This is a genomic window from Streptomyces purpurogeneiscleroticus, assembly GCF_020024005.1.
GTDB classification, from domain to species: domain Bacteria; phylum Actinomycetota; class Actinomycetes; order Streptomycetales; family Streptomycetaceae; genus Streptomyces; species Streptomyces purpurogeneiscleroticus.
Genome location: NZ_NHSG01000326.1, coordinates 1 through 25525, shown reverse-complemented (window position 1 = coordinate 25525; position 25525 = coordinate 1). Strand labels below are relative to the sequence as shown.

General features: G+C 72.5%; 18 protein-coding genes and 2 pseudogenes. 12 read left to right on the top strand and 8 right to left on the bottom strand.

All coding sequences use genetic code 11. The features are described from left to right. Nucleotides 1-90: 90 nt before the first annotated feature. Nucleotides 91-1044: a Ppx/GppA family phosphatase gene (locus CCS38_RS21350; protein WP_223734915.1), complete on the bottom strand. Its 954-nt coding sequence runs from the start codon at nt 1042-1044 to the stop codon at nt 91-93. A 45-nt stretch (nt 1045-1089) separates the two neighbouring features. Here CCS38_RS21350 and CCS38_RS21345 point away from each other — a divergent pair, with 45 nt between their 5' ends. Beyond that, complete coding sequence (locus tag CCS38_RS21345) at nt 1090-1953, top strand: DUF3109 family protein (RefSeq protein WP_223734914.1); 864 nt, start codon at nt 1090-1092, stop codon at nt 1951-1953. A gap of 76 nt (nt 1954-2029) precedes the next feature. On the opposite strand, the gene CCS38_RS21340 is transcribed toward CCS38_RS21345, so the two are convergent. Next, complete coding sequence (locus CCS38_RS21340) at nt 2030-3784, bottom strand: RNA polymerase sigma factor (RefSeq protein WP_223734913.1); 1755 nt, start codon at nt 3782-3784, stop codon at nt 2030-2032. A 224-nt stretch (nt 3785-4008) separates the two neighbouring features. On the opposite strand from CCS38_RS21340, the gene radA reads away from it, so the two are divergent. Together radA and disA are read left to right on the top strand one after the other, a co-directional pair. Further along, nucleotides 4009-5415, top strand: coding sequence for a DNA repair protein RadA (gene radA / locus CCS38_RS21335; RefSeq protein ID WP_223734912.1), 1407 nt, complete (start codon nt 4009-4011; stop codon nt 5413-5415). A gap of 202 nt (nt 5416-5617) precedes the next feature. Beyond that, nucleotides 5618-6742: a DNA integrity scanning diadenylate cyclase DisA gene (disA, locus tag CCS38_RS21330; protein WP_030260480.1), complete on the top strand. Its 1125-nt coding sequence runs from the start codon at nt 5618-5620 to the stop codon at nt 6740-6742. A 75-nt stretch (nt 6743-6817) separates the two neighbouring features. Here the strand turns inward: disA and CCS38_RS21325 are convergent, their stop codons facing one another. Both CCS38_RS21325 and CCS38_RS21320 read right to left on the bottom strand, forming a co-directional pair. Next, complete coding sequence (locus CCS38_RS21325) at nt 6818-7642, bottom strand: hypothetical protein (RefSeq protein ID WP_223734911.1); 825 nt, start codon at nt 7640-7642, stop codon at nt 6818-6820. Between the two features lie 157 nt (nt 7643-7799). Next, nucleotides 7800-8288, bottom strand: coding sequence for a pyridoxamine 5'-phosphate oxidase family protein (locus tag CCS38_RS21320; RefSeq protein WP_223734910.1), 489 nt, complete (start codon nt 8286-8288; stop codon nt 7800-7802). Nucleotides 8289-8522: 234 nt separating this feature from the next. Here CCS38_RS21320 and CCS38_RS21315 point away from each other — a divergent pair, with 234 nt between their 5' ends. From CCS38_RS21315 to cseC, 5 genes are all read left to right on the top strand, one after another. Continuing rightward, on the top strand, nt 8523-9509 hold the full coding sequence (locus CCS38_RS21315; RefSeq protein WP_223734909.1) for an iron-sulfur binding domain-containing protein: 987 nt from the start codon (nt 8523-8525) through the stop codon (nt 9507-9509). A gap of 299 nt (nt 9510-9808) precedes the next feature. After that, complete coding sequence (locus CCS38_RS21310) at nt 9809-10360, top strand: SigE family RNA polymerase sigma factor (RefSeq protein WP_030260466.1); 552 nt, start codon at nt 9809-9811, stop codon at nt 10358-10360. A 64-nt stretch (nt 10361-10424) separates the two neighbouring features. After that, the gene (locus tag CCS38_RS21305; protein WP_372457126.1) at nt 10425-11132 is read left to right on the top strand and encodes a hypothetical protein; all 708 of its coding nucleotides are present in this window, start codon (nt 10425-10427) and stop codon (nt 11130-11132) included. A gap of 8 nt (nt 11133-11140) precedes the next feature. After that, a complete protein-coding gene (gene cseB / locus CCS38_RS21300; protein WP_223734908.1) occupies nt 11141-11854 on the top strand; it encodes a two-component system response regulator CseB in 714 nt (237 codons plus the stop codon). Nucleotides 11855-11861: 7 nt separating this feature from the next. After that, complete coding sequence (gene cseC / locus CCS38_RS21295; RefSeq protein ID WP_223734907.1) at nt 11862-13169, top strand: two-component system sensor histidine kinase CseC; 1308 nt, start codon at nt 11862-11864, stop codon at nt 13167-13169. A 26-nt stretch (nt 13170-13195) separates the two neighbouring features. Here cseC and CCS38_RS21290 read toward each other — a convergent pair whose 3' ends face one another. Continuing rightward, nucleotides 13196-13798: a hypothetical protein gene (locus CCS38_RS21290; protein ID WP_223734906.1), complete on the bottom strand. Its 603-nt coding sequence runs from the start codon at nt 13796-13798 to the stop codon at nt 13196-13198. A 32-nt stretch (nt 13799-13830) separates the two neighbouring features. Then, nucleotides 13831-14505 (bottom strand): annotated as a pseudogene (locus CCS38_RS21285) (MFS transporter); the annotation flags it as partial. Between CCS38_RS21285 and CCS38_RS21280 the strand changes: the two are divergent. Beyond that, nucleotides 14484-14842 (top strand): annotated as a pseudogene (locus CCS38_RS21280) (TetR family transcriptional regulator); the annotation flags it as partial. The pseudogenes CCS38_RS21285 and CCS38_RS21280 overlap by 22 nt on opposite strands. A 40-nt stretch (nt 14843-14882) precedes the next feature. Here CCS38_RS21280 and CCS38_RS21275 read toward each other — a convergent pair. Beyond that, nucleotides 14883-15593: a M23 family metallopeptidase gene (locus tag CCS38_RS21275; RefSeq protein WP_223734905.1), complete on the bottom strand. Its 711-nt coding sequence runs from the start codon at nt 15591-15593 to the stop codon at nt 14883-14885. Between the two features lie 504 nt (nt 15594-16097). Between CCS38_RS21275 and CCS38_RS21270 the strand changes: the two genes are divergently transcribed. Next, nucleotides 16098-19226 carry an NACHT domain-containing protein gene (locus CCS38_RS21270; RefSeq protein WP_223734904.1) on the top strand — a complete coding sequence of 1043 codons (3129 nt, stop codon included), beginning with the start codon at nt 16098-16100 and terminating at the stop codon, nt 19224-19226. Between the two features lie 50 nt (nt 19227-19276). Then, complete coding sequence (locus CCS38_RS21265; protein WP_223734903.1) at nt 19277-21877, top strand: NACHT domain-containing protein; 2601 nt, start codon at nt 19277-19279, stop codon at nt 21875-21877. Nucleotides 21878-21950: 73 nt separating this feature from the next. On the opposite strand, the gene CCS38_RS21260 is transcribed toward CCS38_RS21265, so the two are convergent. Next, a complete protein-coding gene (locus CCS38_RS21260) occupies nt 21951-24470 on the bottom strand; it encodes an ATP-dependent Clp protease ATP-binding subunit (protein WP_223734902.1) in 2520 nt (839 codons plus the stop codon). Between the two features lie 488 nt (nt 24471-24958). Here CCS38_RS21260 and CCS38_RS21255 point away from each other — a divergent pair. Then, on the top strand, nt 24959-25525 hold a 567-nt coding region (locus CCS38_RS21255), incomplete at its 3' end, for an SCO3374 family protein (protein ID WP_223734901.1).

The following is a 25525-nucleotide window of genomic DNA, read 5'->3' as shown; positions in this document are numbered from 1 at the left end:
CGCACCACCAGCTTCGTTGCTCGCGCCCACGCGGCGGAGCCGCATATCGGCATGCCCCGCGCCCCTGGATCGCCCTGCGCGGGCCGATCCTCAGGCCGCCCGGTCCTCCGGCTCGCCGTTCGGCAGGTGGTCCAGCCGCCGCAGAATGACGCCCTCGCGCAGCGCCCACGGGCAGATCTCCAGCTCGTCCACTCCGAAGAGGTCCATCGCCGCCTCCGCGACCAGCGCCCCGGCCAGCAGCTGGCGGGCGCGCCCTTCGGAGACGCCGGGCAGCTCGGCGCGTTCCTCCGCCGTCATCGCGGCCAGCTGCGGCACCCACTCCTCCAGCGCCTTCCGGCTCAGCCCGCGCTGCACGTACAGCCCCTCCGCCGAGCGGGCCGCGCCGGCCAGCCTGGCCAACTGCTTGAAGGTCTTGGACGTGGCCACCACGTGGTCCGGGCTGCCGAAGCGTGTGAAGTCGCTCACCACCCGGGCGACATCGGCCCGCACGCGGCGGCGCAGCGCCCGTACGTCCTCCGGGTCCGGCGGGTCGCCGGGCAGGTCGGTGTTGGTCAGCCGGCCGGCCCCGAGCGGCAGCGAGACCGCCGCGTCCGGGTCCTCGTCCAGGCCGTACGCGATCTCCAGCGAGCCGCCGCCGATGTCCAGGAGCAGCAGCCGCCCGGCGGACCAGCCGAACCAGCGGCGGGCCGCGAGGAAGGTGAGCCGCGCCTCGTCCTCACCTGAGAGGACGCGCAGGGTGACGCCGGTCTCCTCAGCGACGCGGGCCAGCACGTCCTCGCCGTTGGGTGCCTCACGTATCGCGGAGGTCGCGAACGGCAGCACGTCCTCGACGCCCTTGTCCTCCGCGACCTGCATCGCCTCGCGGACCGTCGCGACGAGCCGGTCGACGCCCGGACCTGCGACGTTCCCGTCCCCGTCGAGGAGTTCGGCCAGCTTCAGCTCCGCCTTGTGGGAGTAGGCGGGCAGCGGGCGTGCGCCGGGGTGCGCGTCCACCACCAGCAGGTGGACCGTATTCGAACCCACATCGAGGACACCGAGTCTCATACACAGAAAGCTACTGCGGTCACCTCGCGCCTTTACGCTGGGGAGGTGGCGAAGACGAAAAAGGCGAAGCAGGAAAAGGCCCGCAAAAAGATGGATAAGCAACAAGCGCGCGGGGCGGCGCCCGACGAGGTGACCGACGAGGTCGGCCTCGACTTCGCCCGCGCCTGGGTCACGTTCCCGGACCCGGCCGACGACGAGCAGATCTTCCGGTGCGACCTGACCTGGCTCACCTCCCGCTGGACCTGTGTCTTCGGCAACGGCTGCCAAGGCATCGAGGCGGGCCGCGCCGACGACGGCTGCTGCACACTCGGCGCGCACTTCTCCGACGAGGAGGACGAGCAGCGGGTCGGCGAGCACGTGGCCCGGCTCACGCCGGACATCTGGCAGTTCCACGACGTCGGCACCACGACCGGCTGGGTCGAGGAGGACGAGGACGACGGCGAGCGCCAGACGCGCCGCTGGAAGGGCTCCTGCATCTTCCAGAACCGCCCCGGCTTCGCGGGCGGCGCCGGCTGCTCCCTCCACATCCTGGCCCTCCAGGAGGGCCGCGAGCCGCTGGAGACCAAGCCGGACGTCTGCTGGCAGCTCCCGGTCCGCCGCACGTACGACTGGATCGACCGCCCCGACGACACCCGCGTGCTCCAGATCACCATCGGCGAGTACGATCGCCGCGGCTGGGGCCCCGGCGGCCACGACCTGAACTGGTGGTGCACGTCGGCGACGTCGGCGCACAACGGCGCGAGGCCGGTGTACGAGTCGTACGCCCCCGAGCTCATCGAGCTGATGGGCAAGGACGCCTACGACCACCTCGCGGAACTCTGCGCGGAACGCCTGGCGACGGAACGCCCGATGGCCCCGCACCCGGCGGATCCGGTGCTCCTGCCGATGCCGGTGGTACCGAAGCACTGACCCAGCCCTCAGCCCGGCAAAACCCAGCCCGTCCGGCGATTGAGGACCGGGGGTCCGGGGGCAGCGCCCCCGGGGCTCAGCCCGACGGGCTGGACGTGTCCGACGGGGACGGCGACGGCGTCGGGTCGCTCGGTGGCGGGTCGGACTGCGTCGGCGTCGGAGACGGAGTCGGGTCGGACGGCGGCGGATCGGACGGCGACGGGTCGGAAGGCGACGGCGTCGGCGTAGGCGTCGGCGAGTTCGGCGGAGTCGTCGGTGTCGGGCGGGGCCCACCCGGCGCCGGACGCGTCGCGCCGCGGCCCTCGATCGTGATCACCGCGCCCGCCGGCTCGACGGAGACCCGCGCCCGCCAGTACCCGGCCGGCTCCCGGTCATGGTCGACGTACACCTTGATCGAAGTCGTCTCGCCCGGCTGCAGCACCCCCGCGGTCGTACTGAACTGCAGCCACGGCGCCCCCGTATGCGCGGCCCACCGCACCGCCGTCCCCCCGGACGCCGTCAGCGTGATGACCGTGAGGTCACCGCTCGGCTGCGCCTCCACGGTCAGCCGCCCCGGCCCGGAGCGGGACCGCGAAGGGCTCGGCACGGCCTCCCCCTGCCGCTCCCCCCGCGTCCCGATCACCTCGACCGAGACGTCCGGCGTCTGCGCGCCGGGCCGGAACCGCGGGTCGGGCGTCAGCTGCGCGCTGCCCGCCTTCTCGTAAGGGCGGCCGCCGATCCGGTCCCCCTCGCTGTCGCCCGCGGTGACGGCCGTGCCGTCGGTCTCGCCGGTCAAGGGCGCGCCCCGGTACGCCGCCCAGAGCGCGAGCACGGGCGCCGCGAGCACCGTGGCCACCACGGTCGTGGTGAGCGCCCGGCTGCGCAGCCGGGCGTTGCGGGCCGCCCGGTCCTTGGGCCCGAGCGGGAATCCGCTGCGGTCGTAGCGGGGTGCAGAACCGTTTACGCCGCCCGCTCGTTTCGTGCGCCCCTGCGCCCCCTTCTCCGGAAGCTCCACCGCCCGCCCCGTACGCGACCGCAGCGCCGCCCGCATCGCCACGCGGGCCGCCGCGCGCGGCGCGGTGACCAGCGGGAGCGGCCCCTGCGCCACCGGCTCCGTGCCGGGCCAGGAACCGCCCGCCGTGGCCCGCTCGGCCGTACGGCGGCACTCCTCGCAGGCGTCGACGTGCCGCACCAGCTCCCGGAGCAGGGCGGTGCTCAGCAGCATCCGGCCGTCCCCGGCCGGCCGCGCCACCTCGGGGCAGCGGCCGGCCTCGGCCACGAGGAGCGCCGCGCGGGTGCGCTCGACCTCGCAGGCGGCGGTGGACAGCAGCGCGCGGGCCGCGACCGGCTCCATGCCCAGTACGGCTGCCAGCTCCCGGGAGCCCAGCCCGTGCCGGACGGACAGCTCCAGGGCCTCGCGCTGCTCGGGCGTGGCGCCGGCCGCCTCCGGCCAGGCCAGCGCGGACAGTTCGCGCCGCCGGTCGGACTCCTCGGCGACCGCGGGCCCCTGGGGCGCGCCGGGGTCGGCGAGCCGGCGCAGACAGGCCCAGCGGGCCAGCGCGTACAGCCAGGGGCGGTACAGGCCGGGGTCGGACGGGCGGCGCCCGTGCTGCCGTTCGGCGAGCGCGAGCACCTCGCCGAGCACCTCGGTCGCCGCGTCGTGCTCGCACAGGACGGAGAGGCAGTACGTGAACAGCCCGTCGATATAGGGCTCGTAGCGCTCGGGGGACGGGTCGTGGCGGTCGGGCCCGGCGGTCCGGCCTGCCCGGCCCGACCGCTGAGCCCGCTCCGCCCGGCCTGCGGGGGGCGGTGCGGTGGTGGTGTGCGTGGGATGTCCGGGCCTGCTGCTCATCACCCGGCGACGGTAGACAGATGGCACGGACCGGTCAGGGGCGCTCGGCCGGTTTTAATTCTTTCGGGTGACGATCTCCCTCAAAAGGGGACAGGAGTCCGATCCTTCCCGTCCCCCACACGCGCATCTGCCGTCCCGGCCGCCCATAACCGATCTCCCGTCCCGCGTCCCGGAAAAGCGTCCGCCCGGCCGCGTTGTCGGACCCCACGGCTACGGTGGCTTCCATGGCAACCCGTAAATCCCCGGCGAAGGACCGCCCGTCGTACCGCTGCACGGAGTGCGGCTGGACCACCGCGAAGTGGCTGGGCCGCTGCCCCGAGTGCCAGGCGTGGGGCACGGTCGAGGAGGCCGGCGGCAGCCCGGCCGTGCGGACGACCGCGCCGGGCCGGGTCACGACCGCCGCGCTGCCGATCGGCCAGGTCGACGGCCGGCAGGCCACGGCCCGCTCCACGGGCGTGGCCGAGCTGGACCGCGTGCTGGGTGGCGGCCTCGTCCCCGGCGCCGTCGTGCTGCTCGCCGGTGAGCCCGGCGTCGGCAAGTCCACGCTCCTGCTGGACGTCGCGGCGAAGGCCGCGAGCGACGACCACCGCACGCTGTACGTCACGGGCGAGGAGTCCGCGAGCCAGGTGCGGCTGCGCGCCGACCGCATCGGCGCCATCGACGACCATCTGTACCTCGCCGCCGAGACCGACCTCTCCGCGGTCCTCGGCCACCTGGACTCGGTCAAGCCCTCGCTGCTGATCCTGGACTCCGTCCAGACCGTCGCCTCGCCGGAGATCGAGGGCGCGCCCGGCGGCATGGCCCAGGTCCGGGAGGTCGCCGGGGCGCTGATCCGCGCGTCCAAGGAGCGCGGCATGTCCACCCTCCTGGTGGGTCACGTCACCAAGGACGGGAACATCGCGGGTCCCCGTCTCCTGGAGCACCTCGTCGACGTGGTGCTCAGCTTCGAGGGCGACCGGCACGCCCGCCTCCGCCTCGTACGCGGCGTCAAGAACCGGTACGGCGCGACGGACGAGGTCGGCTGCTTCGAGCTGCACGACGAGGGGATCACGGGCCTCGCCGACCCCTCGGGCCTCTTCCTGACCCGCCGCGACGAGCCCGTGCCGGGCACCTGCCTGACCGTCACCCTGGAGGGCCGCCGCCCGCTGGTCGCCGAGGTCCAGGCGCTCACGGTGGACTCCCAGATCCCCTCCCCGCGGCGGACGACCTCCGGCCTGGAGACCTCCCGGGTCTCGATGATGCTGGCCGTACTGGAGCAGCGCGGCCGGATCTCCGCGCTCGGCAAGCGGGACATCTACAGCGCGACGGTCGGCGGCGTGAAGCTCTCCGAGCCGGCCGCCGACCTCGCCGATGGCGACGAGGTTCTTCGGCAGCGGTGTGTCGGAGGCGGCGCTGGCGAGGTCCGCCGCGTCACGGGTGTGCAGCGCCGGCTCTCCGAAGCGGCGCGGCTGGGCTTCACGCACGCGCTGGTGCCGACCGATCCGGGCAAGATCCCGGCCGGGATGCGGGTCCTGGAGGTCGCGGACGTCGGTGAGGCGCTGCGCGTGCTCCCCCGCCGCCCGCGCCGCGAATCCCCGCGGAAGGAGGCCGCCGCCGAAGAGGCTTCCGGGTCCCCGCTGAGCGGCCACTGAGCGCCGGAGGCTGCCTCCGGTGCGCCGCCGCGCGCCGCCCGCGCAGGACTCCCCTAGGTAAACGGCGCGTCGCCGGTAGACTTTGCCCTGGTCTCGCCCGTCAACGCAGTCCTGCCGCAGATCGCGTCCGCGACGTACGTACGCGGCCAAGGCAACTCCGGGCGGGCTGCGGCACCGACAGACCTTGCGACGGAGGAGTGCAGTGGCAGCCAACGACCGGGCGTCGTCCCCCGGAAGGTCCGGCGGTAGCTCCGGCGGTGACAGTCTGATGCGCGCCTCGCTCAGCGCGGTCGCACCGGGCACGGCACTGCGCGACGGACTCGAACGCATTCTCCGCGGCAACACCGGCGGCCTCATCGTCCTCGGCTTCGACAAGACCGTCGAGTCGATGTGTACGGGCGGCTTCGTGCTCGACGTGGAGTTCACGGCCACCCGGCTGCGCGAGCTGTGCAAGCTCGACGGCGCGCTGGTCCTCGACAAGGACATCACCAAGATCATGCGGGCCGGCGTCCAGCTCGTCCCGGACGCCTCGATCCCCACCGAGGAGACCGGCACCCGCCACCGCACGGCGCAGCGGGTGTCCATCCAGGCCGGCTTCCCGGTCGTCTCGGTCAGCCAGTCCATGCGGCTGATCGCCCTCTACGTGGACGGCGAGCGCCGCGTCCTGGAGGAGTCGGCCGCGATCCTCTCCCGCGCCAACCAGGCGCTGGCCACCCTGGAGCGGTACAAGCTCCGGCTGGACGAGGTCGCCGGCACGCTCTCGGCCCTGGAGATCGAGGACCTGGTGACGGTCCGCGACGTCTCCGCCGTGGCCCAGCGGCTGGAGATGGTCCGCCGGATCGCCACCGAGATCGCCGAGTACGTCGTCGAGCTCGGCACGGACGGCCGGCTGCTCTCCCTCCAGCTGGACGAGCTGATCGCGGGCGTCGAGCCGGAGCGCGAGCTGGTCGCCCGGGACTATGTCCCCGAGCCGACGGCCAAGCGCTCCCGTACGGTCTCCGAGGCGCTCGCCGAGCTGGACGCGCTCTCCCACACCGAGCTGCTCGAACTCCCCATCGTGGCGCGCGCCCTCGGCTACAGCGGCTCCCCCGAGACCCTGGACTCCGCGGTCTCCCCGCGCGGCTTCCGCCTCCTGGCCAAGGTCCCGCGGCTGCCCGGCGCGGTCATCGACCGTCTCGTCGACCACTTCGGCGGGCTGCAGAAGCTGCTGGCGGCCAGCGTCGACGATCTCCAGACGGTGGACGGCGTGGGCGAGGCCCGCGCCCGTTCCGTCCGCGAGGGCCTCAGCCGGCTCGCGGAGTCGTCGATCCTGGAGCGGTACGTCTGACCCCGCGGCCGCGGCGCGCGGCCCTGCCCGGTCCTTCGTGAGGAAAGGGCCCGCTCAGTCCTGGGACGGACCCGCTCAGTCCTTCGCGAGGACGAAGGACGTGCTGTCCGGCTTCAGGCCCGCGACCGTGACCTCGGCGAGGTAGGTACCGGGCTTGGCGGACTTGGCGGCCGGGGTGGCGCACTGGGCGGCCGAGGGCTTGCGGTCCCACTCGACGGTGCGGGTGACGGCGGACCCGGCGGGGACCTTCACAAAGGCGCTGCCGGTGTCCGGCGGGCAGTCGTCCGAGGCGTACACATGGGTGTCGCTGTCGGTGTGACTGATCGTCAGTACCGCGGACTTGCGGCCGAGGTCGACCTTGCAGTCCGCGTCCGAGGTGTTCTTGACGGTCAGCTCGAAGCGCGGCCGGGCATCCGGGCCGTACGAGTTCTTGACGCTGCGCAGGGTCAGCCGCGCCCCGGAGCCGGTGCAGTCGGCGAGCGCCGAGCCGCCCGGCACGAGCACACCGCCGCCGCCGGCCGCACCGGAGCCGGAGCCGGTACCCGTACCGCCGCCTTCGCCGATCGGCGTGCCGGAGCCGGAGCCGCCCGAACCGCCGCTCCCCGCGCCGCCGGCGCCCGCGTCGGCGCCGCCCGTACCGCCGCCGTCGCCCGACTCGTCGCGGCCGCCCGGCTTCTGGCTGATCCCGGAGTCGGTGGCGTTGGGTCCCGGGGTGATGGACGTGGCGGGACCGCCGGCCGAGCCCTTGCTGTTCGAGCTGCCGTCACCGCTGGTGTTGCCCATGTTGACGGCCCACACCACCAGCAGTACGAGGAGCGCAAGGATCGCGCACGCGACCGCCCTCCGTCGCCAGTAGATGGAGGAGGGAAGCGGCCCGATCGGATTGCGCAGAGATCCCACGCGGAAACTGTACGAGAGATCAGCCCGGATGCCAGCCAGTACCCGCCGACGGACCACCGGCTTTTCCCATCATCTGCCCGGTTCTTCCTGGTCAGAAAGGAGAATTGGCCCGGATGAGCGACGCCGGGGCGTCAACCGGCCACCTTCGCGCGCGACTTCACGCGGTCCACTCCTCCTTGTGGCCGAACCCGCGGGCGTTGTCGATCAGACGGAGCCAGGTGGGGCGCAGTTCCCAGAAGGCGGTGTGGTCCATCGCGCCGCGGAGCTTGGGGCTGAGCGCCACGTAGGGGAAGCGGTCGGCGTACATGCGCCACGCGCGCCTGCGCTCCCCGCCGTCCAGCCGGCGGCACATGCCGCGCCCCTGTACACCCGTCAGGCCGCTCCAGTCCTGGCCGTCGCGCTGGGCGGTGAAGGCGACGGGTGCCGCCGGCTGCGCGGCGGACAGCGCGCGGCCATGGCGGGTGGACTCGGAGGTGACGAAGAGGAGGGCGGGGACCGGGTCCTGGGGCCCGTCCTCGGCTCCGGTGTGCAGCGCGTACAGGACGGCGCACGCCTGGGGGCCGTCCTCGTCCGTATAGGCGAGGGTCATGGTGGTGTGGTCGGCGAGGGCCTGCAGGATGCCGGGCGGGGGCGCGCTGTGGTTCATGGCAGCATCCTCGCGCGCCGGCCGGGAACGCCGCGAGGCGCCCCGGGACGCCTCGGCCCCGCGGTCCCGGAACACCTCGGCCCGCCGCCCCAGGACGCCTCGGCTCCGCCCTTCCCGACAGCCCCGCGCACGCCCCGTTGCAGCAGTGCGGGTACCACGTGCAGGTGCACAACGGGCGGCTCGGGCCCGGCGCGTTTCACCGGCGCGGGGCCCCGTGTCAGGATCGGCGGTGCCATGACTTCCACTCCTGCCACCGCCCAGTCCGCCGGCGACGCCGCCGCCTCCGCCCCTGCTGCCGCATCCGTCACCAGCGCCGCCACGGATGCCGCCGACGCCGCCGACGTGGCCGGCCGACGGCTGCACGCACCGGTCAACGACTGGTTCGACGAGCACGCCCGCGATCTGCCGTGGCGCCGCCCCGAGGCGGGTGCCTGGGGCGTGATGGTCAGCGAATTCATGCTGCAGCAGACGCCCGTCAACCGTGTCCTGCCGGTCTACGAGCAGTGGCTGGCCCGCTGGCCCCGCCCGGCCGACCTGGCCGCCGAGCCGTCCGGTGAGGCGGTGCGCGCCTGGGGCCGGCTCGGCTACCCGCGGCGCGCGCTGCGGCTGCACGCCGCCGCCTCCGCGATAAGGGAGCGGCACGGCGGCGACGTACCGCGCGAGCACGCCCAGCTGCTGGCGCTGCCCGGCGTCGGCGAGTACACCGCCGCCGCCGTGGCCTCCTTCGCGTACGGCCAGCGGCACGCGGTCCTCGACACGAACGTCCGCCGGGTCTTCGCCCGCGCGGTCACCGGCCGCCAGTACCCGCCGAACGCCACCACCGCCGCCGAACGCAAGCTCGCCCGCGCGCTGCTGCCCGAGGACGACGAGACGGCCGCGAAGTGGGCCGCGGCCACGATGGAGCTGGGCGCGCTGGTGTGCACGGCACGCAGCCCGGAGTGCGTGCGCTGCCCGGTCGCCGCGCAGTGCGCCTGGCGACTGGCCGGCTCCCCCGCGCACGAGGGCCCGCCGCGGCGCGTCCAGACGTACGCGGGCACCGACCGCCAGGTGCGCGGCAAGCTGCTGGCCGTGCTGCGCGAGGCCGTCGCGCCGGTGCCGCAGGCGAAGCTGGACGCGGTGTGGCACGAGCCGATCCAGCGGGCCCGCGCCCTGGACGGGCTGGTCGCCGACGGCCTGGTGGAACCGCTGCCGGACGGCCTGTACCGGCTTCCGCTGACCTGATGACGTCCGGCTCCCGCTGACCCGATTCCGGCGGGCCCTCCGTACGGAGGGCCCGTCCTCCGCCTGGAGGAGGACCTCGCCGCCGCTCCCGTCCCCCGCAAGGAGGAGCGCCGCGCCGCTGTTACACAACCGACGGATTTCCGTGCATCCGCTGTGCGCCGGGCGCGCATGACGCCGCAACACCCCCTCCGTAGCTTCGTCTTCGTGCTGGAGACGGACCGTGCGCCGACACGCTCGGCCGGTCCACGACCACCGGCACGGACAACGTGGGGAACGCAGCGGAGAACGGAGGCGTCGGAATGGCGACCAGCGGCGGCAAGGTACTGGACTTCGAGGAGTACGTGCGGACCCGGCAGGACGCCCTGCTGCGGAGCGCGCGGCGTCTGGTGCCCGACCCGGTCGACGCGCAGGACCTCCTGCAGACGGCCCTGGTCCGCACGTACGGGCGCTGGGACGGCATCGCCGACAAGTCGCTCGCCGACGCCTACCTGCGCCGCGTCATGATCAACACGCGGACCGAGTGGTGGCGCGCGCGCAAGCTGGAGGAGGTGCCGACCGAGCAGCTCCCGGACGCGAGCGTGGACGACGGCACCGAGCAGCGCGCCGACCGTGCCCTGCTGATGGACATCCTCTCGGTACTGGCTCCCAAGCAGCGCAGCGTCGTCGTCCTGCGACACTGGGAGCAGATGAGTACGGAGGAGACCGCGGCGGCGCTGGGCATGTCCACGGGGACGGTCAAGAGCACGCTGCACCGGGCGCTGGCCCGGCTGCGCCAGGAGCTGGTGAACCGCGAGGCCGACGCGCGCGTACTGGAGCGTGACGACCAGGAGCGGGAGCGGTGCGCGGCCTGACCGGCTGCGGAGCCGGCGGTCCCCGGGCCGGCGGCGGGTGACAGGCATGGTGAGCAGGAGCGGTGTGACCAGAGGCGGCGGAGCCGACGGCGGACCGGCCGAAAGGCGGCCGGGCGCTTTCGCGCGCCTGCCCGGGGGCTGGTGGCGCACGGCCGGGACGGCCCTCGCGGGGACCGCGGCGGTGGGGCTGCTGATGGCCGGGTGCGACGCGACCGGCGACGGCGTCCGGTCGGAGGGCTCGGCGAGCAACAGCCCCGTGCCGTCCCAGGCCCGCAGCGCGACGCCGACGCCCTCCCCCTCGTCCTCCGTGGCGTACCAGAAGGTCGACGCACGGGCGCTGCTGCGCAAGGACCCCAAGGTCGGCGCCGACGTGAAGAAGACCCTGGCCAAGCCGTGTACGGCGGACGAGTATCCGATAGACGTCACCTACGCCTCGCTGACCGGCGGGAAGCGCGCCGACGTCATCATCAACGTGATGACCTGCGCGGACTCCGTCGGGATCGGCTCGTACGTGTACCGCAAGGGCGCCAAGGGCTATGAGAACGTCTTCAGCAACGAGCAGCCGCCGGTCTACGCCGGGGTGAGCAAGGGCGAGCTGGAGATCACCAAGCAGACGTACGACACCGGTGACGCGGTGTGCTGCCCCACGGGCGAGGATGTGATGACGTACCGCTGGGCGAAGCACCGCTTCAGCGAGTACTCCCGCTACCACACCGACTACAGCAAGACCGTGGACGGCGCCGAGACCAGCGCGACACCTTCGGAGGACTGAGAACCGGCATGGCCGAGACCCATGTGCTCTTCGTCGAGGACGACGACGTCATCCGGGAGGCCACCCAGCTCGCGCTGGAGCGCGACGGCTTCCGCGTAACGGCGATGCCCGACGGGCTGTCGGGCCTGGACGCCTTTCGCGCGACCCGGCCCGACATCGCCCTGCTGGACGTGATGGTGCCGGGCCTGGACGGCGTCAGCCTGTGCCGGCGGATCCGGGACGAGTCGACGGTCCCGGTGATCATGCTGTCCGCGCGGGCCGACTCCATCGACGTCGTGCTCGGCCTGGAGGCGGGCGCCGACGACTACGTCACCAAGCCGTTCGACGGGGCTGTACTGGTGGCCCGGATACGCGCCGTGCTGCGCCGCTTCGGGCATGCGAGCGGCCCGGACGCCCGCAGTGGCGCAGGCAAGGACGCGGCGGCGCCTGCGGACAACGGGCCGCTGCGCTTCGGTGATCTCGAGGTCGACACCGAGGGCATGGAGGTGCGCAAGGGCGGCGAGCCGGTGGCGCTGACGCCGACCGAGATGCGGCTGCTGCTGGAGTTCTCCGACGCGCCGGGCACGGTGCTCTCCCGCGACCGGCTGCTGGAGCGGGTGTGGGACTACGGCTGGGGCGGCGACACCCGGGTCGTGGACGTCCACGTCCAGCGGCTGCGCGGCAAGATCGGCCAGGACCGGATCGAGACGGTCCGCGGCTTCGGCTACAAGCTGAGAGGCTGACCCGCCGGTGGTCGGCCTCGCCCTGCGTACGGGACTGCGCTGGAAGCTCAGCGCGGCGATCGCGCTCGTCGGCGCGCTGGTCGCGATCGCGCTGAGCCTCGTCGTGCACAACGCCGCCCGCGTCTCCATGCTCGACAACAGCCGGGACGTGCAGATCGAGCGGCTGAACTTCACCCAGCGGATCTACGAGACCACCAGCCGGCTCCAGTTCGGCGCCCGCATCGACGACCCGAAGCTGCCCAAGGAGCTGCGCGCCGAGGTCGCCGAGGGCCGGCGCGCCACCTTCCTGGAGGACAGCGGGGAGGGCGCGCCCGAGGTGTGGGCCGCTGCGCCGCTGGACGACGGCCGGGTGCTGTCCCTCCACAACGACTACCCGGACCGCTTCACCGTCCTGGACGACCTGGACCAGGCGCTGTTCATCGGGTCCATCTCGGTCGTCGCGGCGGGCTGCGCGCTGGGCGTGCTGGTCGGCGGCCGGCTCTCCCAGCGGCTGCGGAAGGCGGCCGCGGCGGCCCGCAAGCTCGCCGAGGGCGACACGTCCGTGCGCGTACGGGACGAGATCGGCGGCCGGGTGCGCGCCGAGACCGACGAGCTGGCGCGGGCGGTGGACGCCATGTCGGACGCGCTGCAGACCCGTATCGAGGCCGAGCGGCGGGTCACCGCCGACATCGCGCACGAGCTGCGGACGCCGGTCACGGGGCTGCTCACGGCGGCCGAGCTGCTGCCTCCGGGCCGCCCGACCGAGCTCGTACGGGACCGGGCGCAGGCCATGCGGACGCTGGTGGAGGACGTACTGGAAGTGGCCCGGCTGGACGGCTACGCCGAGCGGGCCGAGCTGCAGGACGTCGACCTCGGGGAGTTCGTCCGGCGGCGGGTGCGCGCGCTGGGGCCGGACATCGAGGTGGAGATCGTGCGGGACGCGGAGGTCAGCACCGACCCGCGCCGCCTGGAGCGCATCCTCGGCAACCTCATCGCCAACGCCTCCCGGCACGGCAGGCCGCCGGTCGAGGTCACGGTCGAGGGCCGGGTGATCCGGGTCCGCGACCACGGGCCCGGCTTCCCCGAGGCGCTGCTGCGCGAGGGCCCGAGCCGCTTCCGCACCGGCAGCAGCGACCGCGCGGGCCGCGGCCACGGCCTGGGCCTGACCATCGCGGCGGGCCAGGCGCGCGTACTGGGCGCGCGACTGACCTTCCGCAACGCGGAGCCCGCCGTCGACGGCACGACCGGTGCCGTCGCCGTCCTCTGGCTCCCGGAGAACGCCCCCACGGCCACGGGCAGCTTCCCGGTGATCCGGCTCCCGGGCCCGGAGAACTGACCCACCAGGGGCCCTGTCGGCCGCTGCTACGAGTTCAGCACCGTCACAGCGATCACGCCGACGGCGACGACGGCGATGATGAGCGCGGCGAGGAGGCAGCCGGAGATGGCGGGGTGGGCAACGTGGTACGGCATCGCCTGGGGGTGGTTCCGGCGCAGCGCACGGGCCTGCGTGTCGGGCAGATAGACGGTGGGTCCGCCTACCGCGTCGCACACGCGCCTGACCTCTTCCTGCGGCCAGATGCTGTGGCTGGTGAGCCGGAGCAGCTGCCTGCCGTGCTCGTCGAGCAGCACCAGCCAGTCCGAGTGCTGGTGGTAGCCGGTGTCGAGGTGCGGGGCGTAGAGCACCGTGGCGATGTCCCCGCGGGGGATGCGGCGCGTCCTGCCGAGGATGCCGCGGTACTGGACGTCCTTCTCCGTCACGGTGACGCTGCACGCCTTGCCGATACGGACCAGCACGAGGACGCATATGAGCGCCGTGGCCGCGGCGATGAGGAGGCGGACCGACCCCAGCAAGAACCCTGCCGGCAGACCGACCGCCACGAGGACGCCCGCCAGGATCCAGTGGTACCGCTCCGGCCTCTTGGCCGCGATCGTGACCCGCTCGTGCTGCTGTTCTCCGATAACCATGCACGGCATGCTGTCAACCGGCTACCGCGTTGTCACCCCACGTGAACCACTGGCCCCTTGTCGGCCGGTGCGGTGTCCTGCGGCTCCGCGTCCGCCGGCTTCGAAGGGCCGCCGCGCAGCGGGACCTCCTTGAGGAACCAGGCCGCGGCGAAGCCGACGACGCTGATGGCCGCGCCCCACAGGAAGACCAGATGGGTGCCGTCGGCGACCGCGTGCAGGTACGCGTCCTTCAGCTGGGGCGGGAGCTGGGCCAGGCCCTTGGGGTCGAGCTGCGCGCCGCCCGACATGGCCTTGCCGCCGGCCGCGCCGACCCGCTCGGTCATGGTGCTCTGCACCTGGTGGGTGAAGAGCGCGCCGAAGATCGCCACGCCGAAGGAGCCGCCGATCGTACGGAAGAGCGTGGCGGAGGACGAGCCGACGCCCATGTCCTTCATCTCGACGCTGTTCTGCGCGATGAGCATGGTCGTCTGCATCAGGAAGCCCATGCCGGCGCCGAGGACGGCCATGTACGCGCCCGAGGTGAAGCGGCTGGTGCCGGTGTCCATCAGGGACAGCAGGAAGAGGCCCGCGGTGATCAGCGCACCGCCGCCGACCACGAAGATCTTGTACCGGCCGCTCGCCGTGGTGACCCGGCCCGCGATCAGCGAGACCGCCATCATCGCCAGCAGCATCGGCAGGAGGAGCAGCCGCCGGCCAGCCGCGCACGCTGGAGACGAAGACGGAGGTGTCCGCCGCTACAGCGAGGCGCTGCGCGACGCCGCGCCGCTCTTCCGCTTCATGCAGGAGAACCAGGCCACCGTCCGCGACCTGAGTATCGGCGAGTCGTTCAAGGAGCGGATGCTCACGATGGTCGGGCTCCTCAAGGAGCCGGACGCCGAGCTGAAGGACCAGGCACGCTGCATCACCGCGCTGGTATCGCTGCACTCGGGCATGTTCGCGATGCAGAACATCGAAGGCGACCCCGAGGAGAAGCGCAGGGCCGTCCTCGAAGTCGCCTTGGAATTGGTCACCGCGGCGAATACCGCCGCGGCACCACAGGATTGAGTTGTCCTCGGCCTGTCGGCTCAGAGGTTCACGTGCCGTCTCAGAGGTTCACGTGCTCGCCGCGCAGGAAGTCGACGGGCTCGATACCACTGCCGTAGTTCGGGGTGGTACGGACCTCGAAGTGCAGGTGCGGGCCGGTGGAATTACCGGTGCTGCCGGAAAGGCCGATCTGCTGGCCGGAGGAGACCTTCTGGCCCACCTGGACCTGGATCTGCGAAAGGTGCGCGTACTGCGTGTACGTCTTGCCGCCGTGCTTGATCACAATGGCATTGCCGTACGCGGGACCGTCGCCGCCGCCGTTCGAGCCCGCCTTCACGACGGTGCCTTCGTGCGCGGCCTTCACCTCGGTACCAGTGGGCACCACGAAGTCCTGGCCACTATGGCCGTTCGACCAGTGGCTGCCGGCCAGGCCGAACTTCTCGCCCATGCCGTACTTGTCCACCGGCTTCTCCCAGCCGTTGGTCTTTGCCAGCTGCCGCTCGGCACGCTCGTGCCGGTCGGCGGCGGCCTTGGCGCGGCTGGCCGCGGCCTTCTTCTCCGCGTCCACCGCCTTCTTCTGCGCGTCGGCCTGCGCGCTCACCGTGCTGCCCACGTCCGTGGACAGGCCCTGGAGCGATACCGCGCCGCCGTCCATCGCCGAAGCAGCACCGGCACCCAGCGCGAGGGAGGCGCCCATTCCGGCCACGAGAACGGTGGCACGGGTACGCAGGGCGGGCTTCTTCGAATACCGGGTGAAGGAGAACTTCGACATGCGGGGATTACCTCCGAAAGAATTGACGCCCGGCCGGGACCAACCGGGATCGCTATTCATTGGTAACCGCCGCTCGCGGGCCTGCCAAGAAGCCTTTCTACTAACGCACCCCGTATTGAAAGCCACGGGAATCAGCCCCTTGCGCTACCCGGCTCCGCCACTCCAAAACATCCCGATCCGGCCTGCGCGAAAGCCGATCATTCGGCCCCGATTCCGCCCCCACCAGCCATTCCCTTGATCCTCGACTTCCCGGACACAGGTCCCGTCCACCCCCCTGCCAAAAGTCCCGACCCCCCGGGGAAACGGGTCCCGCAGCACTGTCCGGCGCCTTTCCTATGGCCTTTAGTAGGCCCGGAAACCGCTGTGCGGCATGTCACCGAACCCCCCGTTCCGTCCGCTTTGCGCGAGGCCCTTGGTATGTCCGTTTCGGGACCAAGGGCCTGTGATCCCGGTAACGTAATAGGCCCGCATCCGGCCCGGCAGAAAGAAGGGGGAGGGCCCGGCATGGACCCCTCGGCACTCGGCGCGCGGCTGGCGTCGTCCGTCGTCGCGCCGCTCGTGAAGCGGCTCTTCGTGAAGGAGGGGCCCGGCGCGGGCCTGGCGGAGAAGCCGGTACGGGTATCGGCGCTGGTGTCGTTCACGGGCGAGAAGCGCACGCTCACCGAGGGCGATCTGCGGAAGATCGCCGAGGAGCTGGTCACCCGTGCGGTGCGCGCGGCCGGGCCCGGCGAGCGGCCCGTCCCCGCCGACGAGGAGAACGCCGTCGCCGACGCGCTCGCGCGGACCCTGTACGGCCTGGGCGAGCTGGCCATGGACGACGTACAGGCCGTCCAGCTCGGCGCCCCGGCACTCGCGGAGCGGCTGCGGCAGGCCAACCGGGCGCGGCTGAGCACGCTCCCCCGGGACGCGGAGCTGCTGCACGACGCCCTGCTCGGCCTGGCCTGCCTGCACATCGTGCACTTCTTCACCCAGCGCTCGACGTTCGTCGCACGCACCCTCGTGCAGCAGAGCCGGAGCCTGGACCGGCTCGTCACGCTGACCGACGAGCTCATCGCGCGAAACCCCTCGCCGCGGGCCGCGGACACCGCCTTCGAGCGCGACTACCTCGCCTACCTCGGCAAGAAGCACGGCCGGCTGACGATCTACGGCATCGACCTGGCCCATTCCCCGGACCGGTGGCCACTGGACGCGGCGTACATGAGCCTGGAGGCGACGTACGCGGACCGGGCGGCGGCGAGCGCCGAGGACGCGTTCGACGGCCTGCTGGACGCCCCCGCGCCGCCCGTTTCTCCGGTTCCCGCCGACCACGCGCTCGCCGGGCACAGCCGGGTCCTGCTGCGCGGCGTGGCGGGCTCGGGCAAGAGCACGCTGGTGCAGTGGCTCGCGGTCTCCTGCACCCCGGCGGGCGACACGGTCGCCATGCCGCACCTGTACGGGCGCATCCCCTTCGTCCTGCCCCTGCGGACGCTCCAGCGCGCCGGCGCGGACCTCCCCACGCCCGACCGCTTCCTCGCGGCCGTCGGCTGCCCGGTGTCCGGCGCGCAGCCGGACGGGTGGGCGCACCGGGTGCTGACGAGCGGGCGCGGGCTGGTCCTCGTGGACGGCCTGGACGAGATACCGGAACGGGAACGCGACCGGACGCGGCGCTGGCTGCGCGACCTCCTCGACGCGTTCCCGCACAACCTGTGGATGGTGACCTCGCGCCCCTCCGCCGTACGCGAGGACTGGCTCGCGGCCGACGGCTTCACGGAGCTGACGCTCGCGCCGATGAGCCGGGACGGCGTGGCCCTGTTCATCGGGCGCTGGCACGCGGCGGCCCGCGCGGACGCCCCGGCGGACGAGGACCGGCTGGCCGCGTACGAACAGTCACTGCTGCATGCCGTACGCACCAAAGCGGACCTGGCGCGTCTCGCGACCAACCCCCTGATGTGCGGGCTGATCTGCGCACTCCACCGGGACCGGCGCGGCTACCTGCCGCACGGGCGCAAGGAGCTGTACGACGCGGCACTGACGATGCTGCTCTCGCGCCGCGACCGCGAGCGCGACATGAACGGCCCGGACGGCATCGAGCTGAGCGACGAGCCGCAGATCCAGCTGCTCCAGCGGCTCGCGTACTGGCTGATCCGCAACGGCCGTACGGAACTGGACCGGGACCACGCCGAGCGCATCATCGCGGACGCGCTGCCGGCCGTCCCCGCTGCGGCGGCCCAGGGCGACGCGGCCACGGTCTTCCGGCATCTGCTCCTCCGCAGCGGCCTGCTGCGCGAACCGGCCCCGGGCGCCGTCGACTTCGTACACCGCACCTTCCAGGACTACCTGGGCGCCCGCGCCGCGGTCGAGGAGTGGGACATCGGCCTGCTGATCGCCCACGCGCACGACTCCCAGTGGGAAGACGTGATCAGGATGGCGGTCGCCCACGGCCGGCCGCGCGAACGGGCGGAGATCCTGCGGGAGTTGCTGGCGCGGGCGGACGCGGCGGACGGCGCGGACGCGGATGCGGTACGGACGCGTCTCCGGCTCCTGGCACTGGCCTGCCTGGAGCACGCCTCGGAACTGGACCCGGCGGTCCGCACGGCCGTGGAGGAAGGCGCGGCGGAGCTGCTACCGCCCCGCTCCGCGGAGGAGGCCCGGGAGTTGGCGGCTGCGGGGGCGCTGGTGCTGGAGCTGCTGCCCGGGCCGGAGGGGCTGAGCGAGGACGAGGCGGTGGCGGTGACTGTCGCCGCGTCGAATGTGGAGTCGGAGCGGGCACTGCCGGTGCTGGCCCGGTTCCGGGACCATCCGGCGCTCCAGGTGCGCTCGCAACTCGTCTGGGCATGGCACCGGTTCGACGCGGAGCAGTACGCGGAGGAGGTCGTCCGGCATCTCGATCCGGACGGGCTGCGGTTCAGTGTCCACAACGACGAGCAGCTGCGCATTCTGCGCAGGTTGGGCGGCCGCGATTGGCTCGACGTACGGGACGGGGTGTCGCAGGAGGTGCTTGCTGCATACGCCCAGGAGGTCGAAGTCACGGTCCTGCGCATCGTGTCCGACCACATCACTGACCTCCGTTTCATGCGGGACATACCGGGGCTCAGGGAACTGACCTTGTCTGCTGTGCCGGTCACCGACCTGTCCCCGCTCTGCGGCCTCCCCCTCGAGCGGCTGTCGCTCTTCGTCCTCCCCGGCATCCACGACCTGAGCCCGCTCGCCTCGCTGACCAACCTCCGCACTCTGACGGTCGACCTGCCGGACGTCTCCTGGTGCCCGGACGACCTGCCGAAGCACCTTCCGCTGCGTCTCCTGCGGCTGGGCGACAGCGCTTCGCGGGACTGGTCCGGCCCGTTCGGCGTACGGGCGTGGCCGGGTCTCCAGGAGCTTCTGCTCGACTCCCGTGCCTGCCCGCGGGACGCCGCCGGCTGGGCAGAGATCGCTGCGCTGGAATCCTTGACGTGGCTCAGCGTGGACGCCGACTGCCTGGCCGACTGTCCGGCCGGATTCACGCTCCCCGGGCTCACCAGCCTCAGGCTCTACTCGCCCACGGGAGAACTGCCCGACCTGGAAGCTGTGGTCCGCCACTTTCCCGGTCTACGGACTCTCTACACCACCGGGCCGGGCAACCCCCTCACCGCCACCGGCTTCACTCCCCTACCCTGAGTCCCCAACAGCGTTGCTCGCGCCCACCAGTTACCGGGGGACACCGCCGCATGGATCCCACGACCGCCGCCGCCCGTCTCACCCCCGAAGCCGTTGCGCCGCTCGTCAGAGGGCTGTTCGTGAGCGAGGAGGAGGCGGCGGAGGCGGGTGTGCCGGACGATCGGCCGGTGCCGCTCACGCGGCTCGTCGCGTTCCGCGGGGAGAAGCCGGCGCTCAGCGGGGAGGACCTCGAAGCGCTCGCCGGGCGGCTCGTGGCGATCGCCGCACCGGACGAGGCGGCGGCGCGTCCGGTGACCGGCGCGCTGGCGCGCACGCTGGGCGTACTCGGCGCGAGCGGGCTGGACGACTGGCAGGCCGTACAGCTGCCGCCCGCCGACTTCGCGCACCGGCTGCGCGCCGCCGCGCCCGACGCGGAGCGCGGGCTGTCCGCCGACGGCCGTGCGCTGCTCACGGCCGTGCTCGACGTCGTGGCCGTACACCTCCTGTACTTCCTCACGCAGCGGTCGGACTTCGTCGCGCGCACGCTGGCGGCGGAGACGCGAGAGCTGGCGGAACGAGTCGCTCCACCGGCCGACGCCGACGCTACGTCAGCACCCGCGCCCACCGACGACGCCGCCTTCGAGGAGCGGTTCGCGCGGGACACCATCGTGCTCCACAACCACCTCACGATCTTCGGCATCGACCTCGCGCACTCGCCGGACAGCTGGCCGCTGGACGCGGCCTACCTGGGCCTCCAGTGCGAGCGCGGGCAGCCGCGGCTGCCCGCGGCACCGGACGAACAGCGCGACCCGGGCCCGCAGGCCCCGCCCGTGCCCGCCGAGCAGGCACTGGCCGGACTGGACAGGGTGCTCGTACGGGGCGTCGCGGGGTCCGGCAAGACGACGCTGCTGCAGTGGCTGGCGGTCGCCACGGCACGCGGCGAGCTGCCCGCGGCGCTGGCCGGGGAGCTGCGCGGCCGGGTGCCGTTCCTGCTGCCCGTACGCCGCTTCGCGTCCCGCTCCGGCATCCCGTCGCCGGACGGCTTCCTGGCGGCCATGGGGTACCCAGGCGCGGACGCGCAGCCGGCCGGCTGGGCGGAGCGGGTGCTGCGGGCCGGTCGCGGGCTGCTGCTCGTCGACGGCGTGGACGAGGCGCCGGAGGACGACCGCGAGCGGCTCCGGCTGCGGCTGCGCGACTGGGCGGAGCGGTACCCGGGCAACGTCTGGGTGGTGACCTCCCGGCCGTCCGCCGTACCGGAGGACTGGCTGTCCGCCGACGGGTTCACCGAGCTGCGGCTGGCGCCGATGAGCCGCGAGGACGTCGCGGCGTTCATCCAGCGCTGGCACCGCGCCGCGGCCCAGCAGTCGCCCGCCGACCTGGACCGGCTCGGACACTACGAGCGGACCTTGCTGAACGCCGTACGCATCACCCGCGACCTGGGGCGGCTGGCCACCAACCCGCTGATGTGCGGGCTGCTGTGCGCGCTCCACCGGGACCGGCGGGGCTACCTCCCCAGCGGGCGCAAGGAGCTGTACGACGCGGGCCTGTCGATGCTGCTGGAGCGGCGCGACCGGGAGCGGGCGATGGTGCCGACCGACGCCATCGACCTGCCGCGGCAGCCGAAGATACAGCTGCTGCAGAAGCTGGCGCGCTGGATGCTGGTCAACGGCCGTTCCGAGATGGACCGGGACGTGGCCGTGGACACCCTGGCCCAGCACCTGCCCGCCATCCCCGACGCGGCCCGGCAGGGCGATGCGGCGGACGTCTACCGGCATCTGCTGAACCGCACCGGACTGCTGCGCGAAAAAACGCCCGGCACCGTGGACTTCGTGCACCGCACGTTCCAGGACTATCTGGCCGCGCGGGCCACCGTGCAGCAGCACGACTTCACCCTGCTGCTGGACCATGCGCACCACACGGAATGGGAGGACGTCATCCGGATGGCGGTCGCCCTCGCGCGGCCCGACGAGTGCGCGACGCTGCTGAACGGGCTGCTGGCGCCGCACGCGGGCGTACGCGCCGCGGAGGCCCGGCACCGCAAGCTGCTGGCCGCCGCGTGCCTGGAGCACGCCACGGAGCTGGACCCGGAGGTCCGCGGGCGGGTGCAGCGCTTCACGCGCGACATGATGCGGCCGACCACCCCGGCCGGGGCCCGCGCGCTGGGCTGGATCGGGCCGATCGTCCTGGAAATGCTGCCGGACCCGGCCAAGGCCACCAACGCCGAGGCGTACCTCCTCGCCCTCACCGCCACCTCCATCGGCGACGACATGGCCATCGACTACCTCACCGGGCTCCGGGAGCGGCGGCACCTGGACGTACGGGCGCAGCTGGCGAGCGCCTGGCGGCGGTACGACACCGAGCGGTACGCGCGGGAGATCATCGCCCACCTCGACGACACCGAGCTGTACTTCCCGGTGTCCGACCTGGAGGAGCTGCACGCACTGCGCCGGCTCGGCGGCCGGCCGCACCTCCAGATCGCCGGGCGGTTCACCCCCGACCAGCTCATCGAGGGCATCGTCGCCGAGCCGCTGACCCGGCTGTGGCTCTCCTACGACCTGGGCGTCCCGATGGACTGGCTGGCCGCCTTCCCGCGCCTGGAAACGCTCCTGGTGGGCAGCCGGCTGCCGCGCCCGGCCGGCGTGCCGGAGGGCATCGAGGTCGTGGAGCTGTAGGCGTACGCGCAAACGCCGCTGCCCCGGAACCACGCGGTGGTTCCGGGGCAGCGGCGGTGAGCTGCGGTGACGCTTACGCGTCCTTGCTCAGGTTCGGGCCCGAGCCGGCGGACTCGATCGGCGGGGCGTCGGGCAGAGCCGACTTCTCCTCGCCGCGGAAGGTGAACTTGGCGTTCTCCCCCTCGCCCTCGACGTCGACGACCACGATGTGGCCCGGACGCAGCTCGCTGAAGAGGATCTTCTCCGAGAGAGCGTCCTCGATCTCGCGCTGGATCGTCCGGCGCAGCGGGCGGGCGCCCAGCACCGGGTCGTAACCGCGCTTGGCGAGCAGCGACTTGGCCTCGGAGCTGAGCTCGATGCCCATGTCCCGGTCCTTGAGGCGCTCGTCCACCTTGGCGATCATCAGGTCGACGATCTGGATGATGTCTTCCTCGGTGAGCTGGTGGAAGACCACCGTGTCATCGACACGGTTCAGGAACTCCGGCCGGAAGTGCTGCTTGAGCTCTTCGTTGACCTTGTTCTTCATCCGCTCGTAGCCCGACTTCACATCGCCCTGGGCGGCGAAGCCCAGGTTGAAGCCCTTGGAGATGTCCCGGGTGCCGAGGTTCGTCGTCATGATGATGACGGTGTTCTTGAAGTCCACGACCCGGCCCTGGGAGTCGGTCAGCCGACCGTCCTCCAGGATCTGCAGCAGGGAGTTGAAGATGTCCGGGTGGGCCTTCTCGACCTCGTCGAAGAGGACCACGGAGAACGGCTTGCGGCGGACCTTCTCGGTCAGCTGGCCGCCCTCTTCGTAGCCGACGTAGCCGGGAGGCGAACCGAAGAGCCGGGAGACCGTGTGCTTCTCGCTGAACTCCGACATGTCGAGGGAGATCAGCGCGTCCTCGTCGCCGAAGAGGAACTCGGCGAGCGTCTTGGACAGCTCGGTCTTACCGACACCGGACGGGCCCGCGAAGATGAACGAACCGCCGGGGCGCTTCGGGTCCTTCAGGCCGGCACGCGTACGCCGGATGGCCTGCGAGAGCGCCTTGATGGCGTCCTTCTGGCCGATGACGCGCTTGTGCAGCTCGTCCTCCATGCGGAGGAGACGGGAAGACTCCTCCTCGGTGAGCTTGAAGACCGGGATGCCCGTGGCCGTGGCCAGGACCTCGGCGATCAGCTCGCCGTCGACCTCGGCGACGACGTCCATGTCGCCGGCCTTCCACTCCTTCTCCCGCTTCGCCTTCGCGGCCAGGAGCTGCTTCTCCTTGTCGCGCAGGCCCGCGGCCATCTCGAAGTCCTGCGAGTCGATCGCGGACTCCTTCTCCCGGCGCACGTCGGCGATCTTCTCGTCGAACTCGCGGAGGTCCGGCGGCGCGGTCATCCGGCGGATGCGCATCCGGGAACCGGCCTCGTCGATCAGGTCGATCGCCTTGTCCGGCAGGAAGCGGTCGGAGATGTACCGGTCGGCCAGCTGGGCGGCCTGGACCAGCGCCTCGTCCGTGATCGAGACGCGGTGGTGCGCCTCGTAGCGGTCGCGCAGGCCCTTGAGGATCTCGATCGTGTGCGGCAGCGACGGCTCCGCGACCTGGATCGGCTGGAAACGGCGCTCGAGGGCCGCGTCCTTCTCCAGGTGCTTGCGGTACTCGTCGAGCGTGGTCGCACCGATGGTCTGCAGCTCACCGCGGGCCAGCATCGGCTTCAGGATGCTGGCGGCGTCGATCGCGCCCTCGGCGGCACCCGCACCCACCAGGGTGTGGAGCTCGTCGATGAACAGGATGATGTCGCCGCGGGTGCGGATCTCCTTGAGCACCTTCTTCAGGCGCTCCTCGAAGTCACCGCGGTACCGGGAGCCGGCGACCAGGGCACCGAGGTCGAGGGTGTAGAGGTGCTTGTCCTTGAGGGTCTCGGGCACCTCGCCCTTGACGATGGCCTGCGCCAGGCCCTCGACGACCGCCGTCTTGCCGACGCCGGGCTCGCCGATGAGGACCGGGTTGTTCTTCGTACGCCGGGACAGCACCTGCATGACCCGCTCGATCTCCTTCTCGCGCCCGATGACCGGGTCGAGCTTGGTTTCACGAGCGGCCTGCGTGAGATTGCGGCCGAACTGGTCCAGGACGAGGGAGGTCGAGGGCGTGCCCTCGGCGGGACCGCCCGCGGCGGCCGTCTCCTTGCCCTGGTAACCGGAGAGCAGCTGGATGACCTGCTGCCGCACCCGGTTCAGATCGGCGCCCAGCTTCACGAGGACCTGGGCGGCGACGCCCTCGCCCTCGCGGATCAGGCCGAGCAGGATGTGCTCGGTGCCGATGTAGTTGTGGCCGAGCTGAAGGGCCTCACGGAGCGACAGCTCCAGGACCTTCTTGGCACGGGGGGTGAAGGGAATGTGGCCGGACGGGGCCTGCTGGCCCTGGCCAATGATCTCCTCCACCTGCTGGCGGACCGCCTCGAGCGAAATCCCGAGGCTCTCCAGGGCCTTAGCGGCGACACCCTCACCCTCATGGATCAGGCCCAGGAGAATGTGCTCGGTGCCGATGTAGTTGTGGTTGAGCATCCGGGCTTCTTCCTGAGCCAGGACGACAACCCGCCGCGCGCGGTCGGTGAACCTCTCGAACATCGTTAATCGCTCCTCAGAGCGGTCAGGCAGTTAGGGGTCGGTCCCCTCCCTGTCCTTCCGCATGCTAGTCCCGCGGGGCGGGACAGCTCATTCCAACTGCCGACACCCGTCCTTGGCCTCCTGCCCCGAACAGCCGACATCTGCTCCAACCCGATGGTGCGAGACGATGTTCCCGCAGGCCAGGCATATACGCCCCATGCCAGTACGCCCATGGCGAACGCGGCCTTGCCCGACACGCCCGCGCCTCTCGCGCGGCCGTTGCGTTCATCCCGTTCAGAGCGCCGATCCATCGTCCCTCCCCTCGGGAAAAGTCTTACCCGCTGCCTCTGACAGTCCATCCGCGCGGCCCGCCTTCCTCCGCTACGGGCGAACACCCTTGCGCCGTTTTACGCGCCCGCACGCCCGTCCTATACCCACCGGGCGAGCACGGTACGTATACACACCTCAACCCAGCGTAACTTCTGAGCATTTCGGGAGTTGCACCGGACATGGCCCTCGCGCTCCCGCGCCCCCGCGATCCACTGCTCGCCGCAGGCCCTGCCGCGCGGCAGTGGTACGAGCAGGCGCTGGGCTGGCCGACGGCCGGCGGAGAGCCGCTCCGGCTGCGCACGGGAATCCGCTTCGACGTCCTGGAGCTGCCCGCGGACGCCGGATTCGCCACGCTGCGCCGTGCCGGGCGCACGGGCCCGGTCGCGCTCGGCAGGAGCCAGGGACGCCCGTACGCCTCCCAGGAGCCCGGAGAACCGGTCCTGCGCCTTCTGGTGGCCACAGGCGCGGCGGAGGAGCTCCCAGGGGTGCTGGAGTGGCTGGAATGGGGCTCGGTGGGCCTGGAGCTGACCGCTCTCGGCTCCGGTGACCTGATGCCCGCGCCACCGCCTGTGGCGTCCTGGACGCCGGCCGCGCGGGACGCGACGGCGCCGGTCCTGGCAGCGGGGCCTGGGCTGCCTGCGGGATCCGGTCCGTGGGGGGCCGCGTGGGTACGGCCTCCGGAGCCGGGCTGCGATGTCGAGGCGACGCTGCCCTCCACGGGGAGCGGGGCAGGTCTCGGGGGCGGT